Below are 13,577 nucleotides of genomic sequence, written 5' to 3'. Positions count from 1 at the left end.
CCCTCGCTTAAATTTCAGCGGCCAGTTTGTTAACCAGCTCCGCATGCGCGTTTTGATCGATTGTGGCGCCAAGGATCTTTTCAGCACCGCCAACGGCCAGAGCACCCACTTGGGCACGCAGGGCGTCTTTAGCGCTGTTCAGTTCCTGTTCGATCTCGGCCAGAGCCTGAGCCTTCACACGGTCAGCTTCGACGCGGGCCTGTTCACGGGCTTCCTCGACAAGCTGAGCAGCGCGTTTCTTGCTTTGCTCAATGATTTCGGCTGCCTGTGCTTTAGCTTCACGCAGTTGCTGACCCGCTTTCTCTTGGGCCAGCTCCAGGTCGCGAGCTGCGCGGTTGGCAGCGTCCAAGCCATCGGCAATCTTCTTTTGGCGCTCTTGCAGAGCAGTGATGACCGGAGGCCATACGTACTTCATGCAGAAGAGTACAAAAATCAGGAAAGCAACGGATTGGCCAATCAGGGTTGCATTAATGTTCACGCCAACACCTCGCTCGGTCTTAATTCATACAGCAAATCAACTCGTGGTGACGAGTGATTAGCCGGCGATCTGACCAACGAACGGATTCGCGAAGGTGAAGAACAGAGCGATACCAACACCGATCATGGTTACGGCGTCGAGCAGACCGGCAACGATGAACATTTTAACCTGCAGCATCGGAACCATTTCTGGTTGACGAGCAGCGCCTTCCAGGAATTTGCCGCCCAGCAGGCCGAAACCAATGGCGGTACCCAGAGCACCCAGGCCGATCAGCAGAGCAACAGCGATAGCGGTCAGACCAACTACAGTTTCCATCTTTCCTCCCGACTTTTACGTCGTATTGGTTAGGTTTTTAGTTTGAAGCGGTAAAACAAATCGTGAGTACAGCTGCCCTTGCGGACTTTTTAAGCCCTCCCCCCGTACCGGCGAGGAAGGCTATCAGACACGCCAGGCGGTCTTAATGGTTATCTTCGTGCGCCATCGACAGGTAGACGATGGTCAGCATCATGAAGATGAAAGCTTGCAGGGTGATGATCAGGATGTGGAACACAGCCCACGCCCATTGCAGCACCACACCCAGGCCGCTCAGCCAGAGCAGGCCGGAGCCGAACATGACGGCGATCAGGATGAACACCAGCTCACCGGCGTACATGTTGCCGAACAGACGCAGGGCCAGCGAGATCGGCTTGGCGATCAGGGTGACGAATTCGAGCAGGAAGTTCACCGGGATCAGCAGGATCTGAACAAAGATGTTCTTGCTGCCGAACGGGTGCAGGGTCAGCTCACCGATGAAGCCGCCCAGGCCCTTGACCTTGATGCTGTAGAAGATGATCAGGGCGAATACGCTGAAGGCCATGGCCAGGGTCGCGTTCGGGTCGGTGGTCGACACGGCGCGGAACGGAATGTGCGGATCACCGGAGATCATGATGGCCAGCTGAGGAATCCAGTCGACCGGTACCAGGTCGACGGCGTTCATCAGGAATACCCAGACGAAGATGGTCAGCGCCAGCGGTGCGATCACCGGGCTACGGCCGTGGAAGGAGTCCTTCACGCTGCCGTTGACGAAGTCGACCATCACTTCGACGAAGTTCTGCAGACCGCCAGGTTGGCCGGAGGTCGCCTTCTTCGCCGCCATGCGGAAGATGAACAGGAAGATCAGACCCAGCGCAACGGACCAGCCCAGGGTGTCCAGGTGGAACGCCCAGAAGCCCATTGCCTTGGCTTCTGCAGCCGAATGGGCGAAGCCCCAGCTGCCGTCTGGTAGTTGACCGTAGGTCAGGTTCTGCAAGTGGTGCTGGATATAGCCCGAAGCGGTTTCTGCTGCCATGGTTGCCTCAAACGCCCTAAGGTCTCGAAAGTCTTTTATTCATTAGCAGTGGCGCGAACCAGCTGACCATTAGGGTCAGCAGGAAGACGCCGAATACTGCTAACGGCGCCAATGGCTTCACTCCTGCGAAGGTCAGTGCAAACAGCACTGCCGTCAAAATCATTTTGCCTGCCTCGCCAGCGTAGAACGACTTGACGATGGCCTGCGCTGCCCGGGCTCCGCTGAAGCGAAATGCCTTCCAGGCGAAATACACATTGGGTAGCCAGGCAATCAAACCTCCGCAGAGACCTGAATATCCACTGACCGCCCCTTTCCACTGCCACAACACCAACGTTGCCAACAGCAGTACAACACATTGAGTCAGCAGTACCGGAAAAACCGCCCAGCGATGGAAAGGCAAGCGGTTTGGCGTGCGTATTTCCATCACAACTGCTCCTCGGAAGTCGACCAACAAGTCAGCTATGACTTGGCATAATTTGTGCCGACAAAATGCGCGCAGAGTATAGGGGTGGATTAACCCCTATTCAACTCTTCGTAGTGATTTCCGACTGCGCGCTACAACAGGAATTGTTTCAGCGGATGTGAGCAAGGACGCCTTGCAACTCGTCAAGCGAGTTATAGCGAATAACCAACTGGCCCTTGCCCTTGTTGCCATGACGGATCTGTACGGCAGAGCCCAGGCGCTCTGCGAGCCGCTGTTCAAGGCGTGCGATATCCGGATCAGGTTTGCTCGGTTCGACCGGATCAGGCTTGTCGCTGAGCCACTGACGCACCAGTGCCTCAGTTTGGCGCACGGTGAGGCCACGTGCGACAACATGACGCGCCCCCTCTTCCTGACGATGCTCTTCAAGACCGAGCAAAGCGCGCGCATGACCCATCTCCAGGTCTCCATGGGCGAGCATGGTCTTGATCGCTTCAGGCAGGGTGATCAGGCGCAGCAGGTTGGCCACGGTAACCCGCGACTTGCCCACGGCATCCGCTACCTGCTGCTGGGTCAGTTCGAACTCCTGCTGCAGGCGCTGCAGCGCGAGGGCCTCTTCCAGGGGGTTGAGGTCTTCGCGCTGGATGTTTTCGATCAGCGCCATGGCGATGGCCGTTTCGTCCGGCACTTCGCGGACCATGGCCGGCACGGTGTCCAGGCCAGCCTGCTGGGTGGCGCGCCAACGGCGCTCACCGGCGATGATCTCGTAGCGGTTGTCGGCAATCGGACGAACCACGATCGGCTGCATCACGCCATGGGTGCGAATCGAGTGCGCGAGTTCTTCCAGCGCCACCGGGTCCATGTCGCGACGCGGCTGGTACTTGCCACGTTGAATCAGCTCGACCGGCAGGTGTTGCAGTTCTTTCTGGTCGATCTTGACAGCCTGCTCTTCGAGCGCGCTGACGGAAGGACCACTGAGCAGTGCATCCAACCCACGTCCGAGACCCCGTTTCTTAACGGCCATACGGATTCCTTAAGTTGTTTGTGCAGTGCGGGATGGACGGCGCTGACGGCGTACCAGTTCCCCAGCCAGGGCCAGATAAGCCAGCGCGCCACGCGATTGCTTGTCGTAGGCCAGGGCCGGCATGCCGAAGCTTGGGGCCTCGGCCAGGCGAATGTTGCGCGGGATGACCGTGTCGTACAGCTGCTCGCCGAAGTGTTCCTTGAGCTGGGCCGAAACATCGTTGTTCAGGCTCAGGCGCGGGTCGAACATAGTCCGCAACAGGCCTTCGATCTTCAGCTCCGGGTTCAACCGGGCGGCGATGCGCTTGATGTTATCCACAAGGTCACTGAGACCTTCCAGTGCGTAGTACTCGCACTGCATGGGGATAATGACGCCATCGGAGGCCACCAACGCGTTCAGCGTCAGCATCGACAACGACGGCGGACAGTCGATGAGAATGAAGTCGTAGTTCTCGCGGATCGGCGCCAGGGCGTTGCGCAGGCGGCTTTCCTTGACCTGCATTTCCAGCAGCACCACTTCGGCGGCGGTCAGGTCACGGTTGGCCGGCAACAGCTGGAAACCACCGTGCTCGGAGTAATGCATGGCCTGAGCCAGGTCGCATTCCCCGATCAGCAGGTCGTATACCGAGTGCTCGAGCTCGTGCTTGTCGACACCGCTGCCCATGGTGGCGTTGCCTTGCGGATCGAGGTCGATCAGCAGCACACGACGTTTGGTCGCGGCCAGCGAAGCGGCGAGATTGATACAGGTGGTGGTCTTGCCCACACCACCTTTCTGGTTCGCGATTGCGAATACCTTAGCCATTGATGCGCGTGTTCCCAGTCATGCCTTGCGGCGCAGTATCAGCAGATGGCGCTGGCCCTGGCAACCCGGAACGGTCAGGGCCTGCTCGCTTTCCACTGTGAAGTCTGCGGGCAATGCTACCAGTTCATCGGCAGGATGCAGCCCCTTCATTGCAAGCCATTGCGTCCCGGTGTCGCCCAGATGGCGGGTCCAGTTGGTGAAGTTCTCCATGCTGCTGAAGGCACGAGAGATGATTCCGCTGAACGGTTGCGCCGGTTTGAACTCCTCGACCCGGCTGTGGATAACCTGCAGGTTGTCCAGCTTGAGTTCCATTTTGACTTGGGTCAGGAAGCGGGTCTTCTTGCCATTGCTGTCCAGAACCGTCACTTGCTTATGCGGGTGCAGGATAGCCAAGGGTATGCCTGGCATGCCACCCCCACTGCCGACATCCAGCCAGTTATCGCGCTCGCTGTGGATAAACGACATGACGCTGAGGCTGTCGAGCAGATGCCGCGAAACCATCTCGTCTGGATCGCGCACGGCAGTCAGGTTGTAGGCCTTGTTCCATTTGATCAACAGGGCCAGGTAGCCCAGCAGCATCTCGTGCTGCTGCGCGCTCAGCTCGATGCCGAGCTGGCGCGCGCCTGTGGACAATTCTTCGGCGTGTTGCGGGGTGACCAGGGAACTCAAGCGCTTTGCTCCAATTCGCGGCCTGCGCCGCGTTTTTTCAGATGAATCAGCAGCAGCGAAATGGCCGCTGGTGTCACACCAGGAATACGCGAAGCCTGGCCCAACGTCTCGGGACGGGTCTGGCCAAGCTTGCCCTGGATTTCCTTCGACAGGCCAGAAATCGTGGTGTAGTCGATATCCACAGGCAGACGGGTGTCTTCGCTGGCGCGCAGCCGAGCGATTTCGTCCTGCTGGCGGTCGATGTAGCCCGCGTACTTGGTCTTGATCTCGACCTGCTCGGCAACCTGTGGATCAATTTCATCACCACCGGTGGCCTCGATCAGGCCGGCGTAGTCGATTTCCGGCCGCGCCAGCAGGTTGAGCAGGCTGTATTCGTGGCTCAACGGCGTGCCGAACTTATCCACAACTGCCTGGCCCTGCGGCGTATTCGGGCGAACCCAAGTCGACTTCAGGCGCTGTTCCTCACGCTCGATGCCATCACGCTTGGCGCAGAACGCGGCCCAACGCTGGTCATCGATCAGGCCCAGTTCGCGGCCTTTTTCGGTCAGGCGCAGGTCGGCGTTGTCTTCGCGCAGGATCAGCCGGTACTCGGCACGCGAGGTGAACATGCGGTACGGCTCCTGGGTACCCAGGGTGATCAGGTCGTCGACCAGTACGCCGATGTACGCCTCGTCGCGCCGCGGGCACCAGCTTTCGCGGCCTTGCGCACGCAGCGCAGCGTTGGTACCGGCCAACAAGCCTTGTGCACCGGCTTCTTCGTAACCGGTGGTGCCGTTGATCTGGCCAGCGAAGAACAGGCCGCCGATGACTTTGGTCTCGAGGCTGTACTTCAGGTCACGCGGGTCGAAGTAGTCGTACTCGATAGCGTAGCCCGGGCGCACGATGTGGGCGTTTTCCATGCCGCGAATCGAGCGCACCAGCTCCAGCTGCACGTCGAACGGCAGCGACGTCGAGATGCCGTTGGGGTACAGCTCATGGGTGTTCAGGCCTTCCGGCTCGATGAATACCTGGTGGCTTTCCTTGTCGGCAAAACGGTGGATCTTGTCTTCGATCGATGGGCAGTAGCGCGGGCCAACACCTTCGATCACACCCGAGTACATCGGCGAACGGTCGAGGTTCGACGCGATGATTTCGTGGGTGCGGCCGTTGGTGTGGGTAATCCAGCAGCTCACCTGGCGCGGGTGCATCTGCGCGTTGCCCATGAACGACATGACCGGGATCGGCGTATCGCCCGGTTGCTCGGTCATGACCGAGAAGTCTACCGACCGGCCATCGATGCGCGGCGGGGTACCGGTTTTCAAACGGCCTACGCGCAGCGGCAGTTCACGCATGCGGTGCGCGAGGGCAATCGAAGGCGGATCGCCGGCGCGACCGCCGGAATGGTTTTGCAAACCGATGTGGATAAGGCCACCGAGGAAGGTCCCGGTCGTCAGCACCACGGAGTCGGCGAAGAAGCGCAGGCCCATCTGGGTCACTACGCCTTTGACTTGGTCCTGTTCGACGATCAGGTCATCGCAGGACTGCTGGAATATCCACAGGTTTGGCTGGTTTTCCAGGATTTCGCGAACCACAGCCTTGTAAATGGCGCGGTCAGCTTGTGCTCGGGTGGCGCGTACGGCCGGGCCTTTGCGGTTGTTCAAAACGCGGAACTGGATGCCGCTCTTGTCGGTGGCCAATGCCATGGCACCGCCGAGCGCATCGATCTCTTTGACCAGATGGCTTTTGCCAATACCGCCAATCGCGGGGTTGCAGCTCATGTGACCGAGGGTTTCCACGTTATGGGTCAGCAGCAGGGTTTTCACACCCATGCGTGCAGACGCAAGCGCAGCCTCGGTACCGGCATGGCCGCCGCCGATGACGATCACTTCAAAACGGGAAGGGAAATCCACCACGCACCTCGTGCCTGTTTTTGCGAATAGAGAAGGTAAGCGGACAAGTATAGGGACTTACCCCCTTGCAAAGGAACCGCTTGCGCAAAATTTGATCAGGCTGTGGATGAGTGGCAGACAACAAAAACAACGAAGAGAGATTTAAAAAAGCTTTGTTTTTATGTTTATTCTTATGCACACACCTTTCTGTGGATAAGGTTCTAGATCCCTTATGTGGCGCTGTGTACAGAGAAATTAAACCCTGTTATCCAAGTGCCATAAGGCCTCTGGATAACGTCCTTTAGCCTGTGGATTAAAGTGCTACTTATGCACAAGTGGTTTTTTCCTCAAGAAAAAGAGGGGGTTATCAAGAGAGCTGATGGAGGGTTTTCCACAGGGTACAGCTGGGCCTTTTTTGTACCTGTTGATGAAAAAAACCGGATTACCGCAGCCGTTCGGCAATCCACAGACCGTCCCAGCGGGCCGGTGGGCCGAAAAGGTTGTTCAGCAAGTTGGGGTGAGAGGTGCTATTGCTTGCCGCGAGATAGGGTGAAGGCAGCCAGGTGCTTGTCTTGGGTTATGAGGGACGGCGTAAATCGAGCGCCGCCCGCGCGGCGCTTCGCAGCACAAGGCTGCTCCTACATCGGTTTCGGGCCAGTAACGCCTGTCCCAGCGCGCGCGACCGCCTTGTTTGTTCCACACGATATTGAGCTAGGCACCAAGGGGCCGCGCGCCTCAGTCTCAGGATTGACTGGCCCGATAAAAATGTAGGAGCAGCCTTGCGCTGCGAAGCGCCGCGCGGGCGGCGCTCGATCTCAAGGGCGTAAAAACTCCACCGCCAAACACCCAAAAAAAAGCCGCTCCCGGAGGAGCGGCCTGGTGTTGCGAGTGCCTTTTGAAGGCCTGTGGATTACTTACCGATGCAGAAACTGGAGAAGATGCGCCCCAACAGGTCATCCGAGCTGAACGACCCTGTGATCTCTCCCAGGGCCTGCTGAGCCTGTCGCAGGTCCTCGGCCAGCAGCTCACCGGCCCCCGCCAGGGTCAATTGCGCGCGGCCATGCTCCAGGTGATCGCTGGCCTGGCGCAGGGCATCAAGGTGGCGCCGGCGGGCGCTGAAACCGCTCTCGGCGGTCTGTTCATAACCCATGCAGGCCTTGAGGTGGTCGCGCAGCAACTGCAAGCCACTGTCGTCGTCCTTGGCGCTGAGGGTGATGGTCACATGGCCGTCGTCACACTGTTCCAGGCCCACGGCCTCACCACTGAGGTCAGCCTTGTTGCGGATCAGGGTGACTTTGCCAGGGTCTGGCCGCTGATCGAGGAACTCAGGCCAGAGGGCGAACGGGTCTGCGGCTTCCGGGGCTGTGGAATCCACCACCAGCAATACACGATCCGCTTCGCCAATGGCCTTGAGCGCCCGCTCTACGCCGATCTTTTCCACATGGTCATCGGTATCACGCAGGCCTGCAGTGTCGACCACATGCAACGGCATGCCGTCGATGTGGATATGTTCACGCAGGATGTCGCGGGTGGTGCCGGCGATGTCGGTAACGATGGCGGCTTCGCGGCCGGCCAGCCGATTCAGCAGGCTGGATTTACCCGCATTCGGACGGCCGGCAATCACTACGGTCATGCCATCACGCAGCAAAGCGCCCTGCCCGGCTTCGCGTTGCACTGTGGACAACTCGCCACGCACCGCGTCCAACATCGACAGCACGTGGCCATCGGCGAGGAAGTCGATCTCCTCCTCCGGGAAGTCGATCGCCGCTTCGACATAGATCCGCAAGGCGATCAGCGCCTCGGTAAGGCTGTGCACACGTTTGGAGAACTCACCTTGTAGCGAACGCAAGGCATTGCGCGCGGCCTGGCTGGAGCTGGCCTCGATAAGGTCGGCGATCGCCTCGGCTTGCGCCAGGTCGAGCTTGTCGTTGAGAAACGCACGCTCGCTGAACTCACCGGGCCGGGCCAGGCGGCAACCAAGTTGTACACAGCGTTGCAGCAGCATGTCGAGGACCACCGGCCCACCATGCCCCTGCAGCTCGAGCACATCCTCACCGGTGAACGAGTTCGGCCCCGGGAAGTACAACGCGATGCCTTCGTCCAGGACCAGCCCCTGGTCATCACGGAAGGGCCCGTAATGCGCATGGCGAGGCGTTAGGGTGCGGCCGGTGATGAGCTGGCCTGCCTTGGCCGCCAGAGGGCCAGACAAGCGGACAATGCCCACGCCACCGCGGCCTTGGGCGGTAGCGATGGCAGCGATGGTCTCACGCACAGTGTTCATGCTCGAAAGCCTCTACGACAAAAACGACAGATAGCAAAAACGCCCCACTAGGGGGCGTTTTTATTCACAGACTAGCAGCCCGTCAAGCAGCAGCTTTTTTGGTCGCTGCTTCGATACGGCGGGTGATGTACCACTGCTGCGAAATCGACAGGCAGTTGTTCACAACCCAGTACAGCACCAGGCCAGCCGGGAACCACAGGAAGAAGAAGGTGAAGATGATTGGCATCATTTTCATTACCTTGGCCTGCATCGGATCCGGCGGCGTCGGGTTCAGACGCTGCTGAATGAACATGGTGGCGCCCATGATGATCGGCAGGATGAAGAACGGATCCTTGATCGACAGGTCAGTGATCCACAGCATCCATGGGGCCTGGCGCATTTCTACGCTTTCCAGCAGTACCCAGTACAGGGCCAGGAATACCGGCATCTGAACCAGGATCGGCAGGCAGCCACCCAGCGGGTTGATCTTCTCTTTCTTGTACAGCTCCATCATCGCCTGGGACATCTTCTGGCGATCATCACCGAAGCGTTCCTTCAGCGCAGCAAGCTTCGGCGCCACGGCACGCATGCGCGCCATCGAGCGGTAGCTGGCAGCCGACAGCGGGAAGAACAGGCCTTTGATCAGCATGGTCAGGACGATGATCGACCAGCCCCAGTTACCCAGCAGGCTGTGGATATGTTGCAGCAGCCAGAAGATCGGCTGGGCAATGAACCACAGGAAGCCGTAGTCGACGGTCAGTTCCAGGCCTGGGGACAACTCTTTGAGCTTGGACTGGATCTTCGGACCGGCGTACAGCATGGCGCTGGTTTCGACCTTGCCGCCAGCAGGAACGCTGATGGCTGGGCCGGTGTAGCCGATGATGTAGTTGCCTTGGCTGTCCTTGCGGGTCTGGACAACGTTGTTGTCCGACTTGGCCGGGATCCAGGCAGTGACGAAGTAGTGCTGCAGCCAGGCGACCCAGCCGCCGGACACATTTTCTTTCAAACTACCTTTGTCGATGTCTTTCATCGACACTTTCTTGTACGGCTCGGCAGCTGTCCACAGGGCGGCGCCCAGGTAGGTCGCGGTGCCGGTGGCCGTGCTCGAAGACGGATCGCCACTGGCGTCACGCTTGAGCTGGGCAAACATGTTGCCGCTCCAAGCCTGGCTGCTCTGGTTGTCGATCAGGTAGCTGACGGTCAGGTCGTACTCACCGCGCTTGAAGCTGAAGCGCTTGATGTAGTTCACACCGTTGTCGCTGAACTTCAGGTCCACCACCAGTTGTTCCTGGCCATCGGCCAGCTGGTAGTTGCGCTGTTCAGCCGCGTACAGCGGGCGACCCGTGGAACGGGCGTCCGGGCCATTGGCGCCGGTCAGGCCGCTCTGGGCCAGGTAAACACGCTCGCCACCGTTGTCGAACAGCTGGAACGGAATGTTCGGGTGGTCCTGACGGCGTGGATACTTCGGCAGGTTCAGCTGGACGATGTCACCACCCACCGGGTCGATAGCCAGTTCCAGAACATCGGTCTTGACGCGGACCAGATCCTTGCTGAGTGCGACCGGTGCCAGTTCGGCAGGGCTCGATTCGGCGTTGGCGCTCGGTACATCGGCGCTGGCACCGTTGTTACCGGCCGGCACGCCATCGGGCAAGCCCGGAGCAACAGTGCTGGCAGCAGTATTCTGAGTCGGCAGGGCAGCTTGGCCGTAGTCATCGTTCCACTTCAGGACCATGACGTAGGACACGACTGCCAGCGCGGCGATCAGGATCGTGCGTTTAATATCCATGATTACTCGGCTATCGAAGAAGTTCGGGAGGAAGGAGCGGGTGGAACGGGATCGAAACCGCCGTCGTTCCACGGATGACAACGCCCCAGGCGACGAACGGCCAGCCACCCACCACGCCATAAGCCATGGTTTTCGATGGCTTCGTAAGCGTAACAGGAGCAGCTGGGGAAGAAACGACAGTGACTGGCCATCAGAGGACTGATGGCATAACGGTAAAACTGGATCGGAACGAGTGCCAGTTTACGCATCTTGGCTGTCTACCCCTGCGGAATCGGCGCTAACCGCTGGAGAAGGCCGGCTGCGCGCCAGGCGTTTCCAGAGCTTGCCAAAGTGTTGATGCAATTCCGGGTTTTCTACCTCACCCAATCCCTTGCGCGCGACGATCACGATGTCCAGGCCAGCGAGTATCTGCTGGTTCAGACGAAAGGAATCGCGCATCAAGCGCTTGAGGCGATTGCGTTGAACGGCGAGCTTGACGCTCTTCTTGCCGATCACCAGGCCAAGGCGCGGATGATCGAGGCCGTTCTCGCGAGCAAGGATCAGCAGGTTTTTCCCTGGAACCTTGCCGGTTGGGGAGTCGAAGACCGCTTTGAAATGTCGGGGTGTAAGCAGTCGCTTTTCCCGACTGAAGTCCTGACTCACCACCTGTGCCGAAAAATCAAATGGCCAGACGCTTACGGCCTTTGGCACGACGACGCGACAGAACAGCGCGGCCGTTCTTGGTAGCCATACGAGCACGGAAACCGTGAGTGCGCGCGCGCTTGATGGTGCTTGGTTGGAAAGTACGTTTCATGGCGTGTTACCTGGGTTTGTCGACGACGGCCGGGATGGCCCCCTTTTTAAGAGACCGGCGATTCTAGAGAAAGCAAGCCAATAGGTCAATTTCCAACCAGTCATTCCTTATAGAAGGCGTGACGGGCTCGGTCGATCAGACGCTGCCCAGACACGGCCTTAGCGTGAACGCACATCGGGGGATAACATGAAAAAAAAGAAGAGACATTTAAAAAGCTTTCTTAAAGAACTTATAAATCTTAAGTGGATAACTTTCTGTGGATAACGTTCTACAGCCCAGAAAATGCGGGCTGTACAGAGTTTTGAAACCCTGTCGGTATCCGGTGCTGCGCTTGTGCTCCGCATGCGCAGAAGCTGTGGATTAAAGTGCTAATTATCCACAGGTGAATTATCCACAGATCTCAACCCAGGGTTGTGCATAGCCCTCAGGCGCGGTTATCCACAGAGCTTATGCACAGCGCAATAAAGCCTTTTTGGTCGATAAATGGCTGTTTTGTCATGGCTCCTAACGTATCCACATGTGGATAACTGATCGCTCGACCGGTACAATGGCGGTTTGTTTTTGCCTCATCCGGCTTTCAAACTCAGGGGATATCCGTGTCAGTGGAACTTTGGCAGCAGTGCGTGGAGCTTCTGCGCGATGAACTGCCTGCCCAGCAATTCAACACCTGGATCCGTCCGCTACAGGTCGAAGCCGAAGGCGACGAGTTGCGCGTCTATGCGCCTAACCGTTTCGTTCTCGATTGGGTCAATGAAAAGTACCTGGGTCGTCTGCTCGAGCTGTTGGGTGAGAACGGCAGCGGCATTGCGCCTGCCCTTTCCTTATTAATAGGCAGCCGTCGCAGCTCGGCGCCGCGGGCCGCGCCCAATGCGCCGGTCAGTGCCGCTGTGGCCGCTTCGTTGGCGCAGACCCAGGTACAAAAAGCTGCGCCTGCTGCGATGTCGGTAGAGCCTGCCGCTGCGCCTGTGGAAGCTGCGCAGGTCAATGAGGTTGCCGAGCCTTCGTCGCGTGACAGCTTTGATGCCATGGCCGAGCCTGCGCCGGCACCGGCTACCAACACCCGCACCGAACAGCGCACTGTTCAGGTTGAAGGTGCCCTCAAGCACACCAGTTACCTGAACCGCACGTTCACCTTCGACACCTTCGTCGAAGGTAAGTCGAACCAGCTGGCGCGGGCCGCTGCCTGGCAGGTCGCCGACAACCCGAAGCATGGTTACAACCCGCTCTTCCTTTATGGTGGTGTGGGCTTGGGTAAAACCCACTTGATGCATGCTGTGGGTAACCACCTGCTGAAGAAAAATCCGAATGCCAAGGTGGTCTACCTGCATTCGGAGCGTTTCGTCGCGGACATGGTCAAGGCGCTGCAGCTCAATGCCATCAACGAATTCAAGCGCTTCTATCGCTCGGTCGATGCGTTGCTGATCGACGACATCCAGTTCTTCGCCCGCAAAGAGCGTTCCCAGGAAGAGTTTTTCCACACCTTCAACGCCCTGCTCGAGGGCGGCCAGCAGGTGATCCTCACCTCCGACCGCTACCCGAAGGAAATCGAAGGCCTGGAGGAACGTCTAAAATCCCGCTTCGGCTGGGGCCTCACCGTTGCGGTAGAGCCTCCCGAGCTGGAAACGCGTGTCGCGATTCTGATGAAGAAGGCCGACCAGGCCAAAGTCGAGCTGCCGCATGACGCTGCCTTCTTTATTGCCCAGCGCATCCGCTCTAACGTCCGCGAACTGGAAGGTGCCCTGAAGCGGGTGATCGCTCACTCGCACTTCATGGGCCGCGACATCACCATCGAACTGATTCGCGAATCGCTCAAAGACTTGCTGGCGCTGCAAGACAAGCTGGTCAGTGTGGATAACATTCAGCGCACAGTGGCCGAGTACTACAAGATCAAGATCTCCGATCTGTTGTCCAAGCGCCGCTCGCGTTCTGTCGCGCGCCCGCGCCAGGTAGCCATGGCCCTGTCGAAGGAGCTGACCAACCACAGTCTGCCGGAGATCGGCGACATGTTTGGTGGTCGCGACCACACGACCGTGCTGCACGCCTGCCGCAAAATCAACGAATTGAAGGAATCCGACGCGGACATCCGCGAGGACTACAAGAACCTGCTGCGGACGCTGACGACCTGATGGCCGTCTGCGCAGCTAATTGAA

General features: G+C 58.8%; 14 protein-coding genes. 1 reads left to right on the top strand and 13 read right to left on the bottom strand.

The window, feature by feature from the left end:
* Positions 1-7: 7 nt before the first annotated feature.
* The 13 genes from AB7M33_RS09000 to rpmH all read right to left on the bottom strand — a co-directional run bounded on the left by AB7M33_RS09000 (position 8) and on the right by rpmH (position 11,427).
* Positions 8-478, bottom strand: a complete 471-nt coding sequence (locus AB7M33_RS09000) for a F0F1 ATP synthase subunit B (protein ID WP_003253189.1) — start codon at positions 476-478, stop codon at positions 8-10.
* A gap of 57 nt (positions 479-535) precedes the next feature.
* Positions 536-793, bottom strand: a complete 258-nt coding sequence (gene atpE / locus AB7M33_RS08995) for a F0F1 ATP synthase subunit C (RefSeq protein ID WP_003097235.1) — start codon at positions 791-793, stop codon at positions 536-538.
* Positions 794-935: 142 nt separating this feature from the next.
* Positions 936-1,805, bottom strand: a complete 870-nt coding sequence (gene atpB / locus AB7M33_RS08990) for a F0F1 ATP synthase subunit A (RefSeq protein WP_265967490.1) — start codon at positions 1,803-1,805, stop codon at positions 936-938.
* Positions 1,806-1,821: 16 nt separating this feature from the next.
* Positions 1,822-2,229 (bottom strand): F0F1 ATP synthase subunit I, encoded by a 408-nt coding sequence (locus AB7M33_RS08985; protein ID WP_027592077.1) that lies wholly within the window; start codon positions 2,227-2,229, stop codon positions 1,822-1,824.
* Positions 2,230-2,377: 148 nt separating this feature from the next.
* Positions 2,378-3,250, bottom strand: coding sequence for a ParB/RepB/Spo0J family partition protein (locus AB7M33_RS08980; RefSeq protein ID WP_027592076.1), 873 nt, complete (start codon positions 3,248-3,250; stop codon positions 2,378-2,380).
* A gap of 9 nt (positions 3,251-3,259) precedes the next feature.
* On the bottom strand, positions 3,260-4,051 hold the full coding sequence (locus AB7M33_RS08975) for a ParA family protein (protein WP_027592075.1): 792 nt from the start codon (positions 4,049-4,051) through the stop codon (positions 3,260-3,262).
* 18 nt (positions 4,052-4,069) lie between these two features.
* Complete coding sequence (rsmG, locus tag AB7M33_RS08970) at positions 4,070-4,720, bottom strand: 16S rRNA (guanine(527)-N(7))-methyltransferase RsmG (RefSeq protein ID WP_099430842.1); 651 nt, start codon at positions 4,718-4,720, stop codon at positions 4,070-4,072.
* Positions 4,717-6,609, bottom strand: a complete 1,893-nt coding sequence (mnmG, locus tag AB7M33_RS08965; RefSeq protein ID WP_454242733.1) for a tRNA uridine-5-carboxymethylaminomethyl(34) synthesis enzyme MnmG — start codon at positions 6,607-6,609, stop codon at positions 4,717-4,719. The genes rsmG and mnmG overlap by 4 nt, the downstream gene beginning before the upstream one ends.
* An 889-nt stretch (positions 6,610-7,498) precedes the next feature.
* Entirely contained in the window at positions 7,499-8,869 is a 1,371-nt protein-coding gene (gene mnmE / locus AB7M33_RS08960) for a tRNA uridine-5-carboxymethylaminomethyl(34) synthesis GTPase MnmE (RefSeq protein WP_265967489.1), read from the bottom strand.
* Positions 8,870-8,951: 82 nt separating this feature from the next.
* The gene (gene yidC, locus AB7M33_RS08955; RefSeq protein ID WP_027592071.1) at positions 8,952-10,634 is read right to left on the bottom strand and encodes a membrane protein insertase YidC; all 1,683 of its coding nucleotides are present in this window, start codon (positions 10,632-10,634) and stop codon (positions 8,952-8,954) included.
* Between the two features lie 2 nt (positions 10,635-10,636).
* Positions 10,637-10,882, bottom strand: a complete 246-nt coding sequence (gene yidD / locus AB7M33_RS08950) for a membrane protein insertion efficiency factor YidD (RefSeq protein ID WP_075046823.1) — start codon at positions 10,880-10,882, stop codon at positions 10,637-10,639.
* Positions 10,875-11,279 (bottom strand): ribonuclease P protein component, encoded by a 405-nt coding sequence (gene rnpA / locus AB7M33_RS08945; RefSeq protein WP_077068714.1) that lies wholly within the window; start codon positions 11,277-11,279, stop codon positions 10,875-10,877. The genes yidD and rnpA overlap by 8 nt, the downstream gene beginning before the upstream one ends.
* Before the next feature lie 13 nt (positions 11,280-11,292).
* A complete protein-coding gene (rpmH, locus tag AB7M33_RS08940) occupies positions 11,293-11,427 on the bottom strand; it encodes a 50S ribosomal protein L34 (RefSeq protein WP_003253163.1) in 135 nt (44 codons plus the stop codon).
* A 596-nt stretch (positions 11,428-12,023) separates the two neighbouring features.
* On the opposite strand from rpmH, the gene dnaA reads away from it, so the two are divergent.
* A complete protein-coding gene (gene dnaA / locus AB7M33_RS08935) occupies positions 12,024-13,553 on the top strand; it encodes a chromosomal replication initiator protein DnaA (RefSeq protein ID WP_027592069.1) in 1,530 nt (509 codons plus the stop codon).
* Positions 13,554-13,577: the final 24 nt, after the last annotated feature.

The sequence above is a fragment of the Pseudomonas sp. Y3 TE3536 genome (assembly GCF_053629175.1).
The sequence above is the reverse complement of the archived record's forward strand: the minus strand, read 5'-3'. Positions and strand labels throughout refer to the sequence as shown.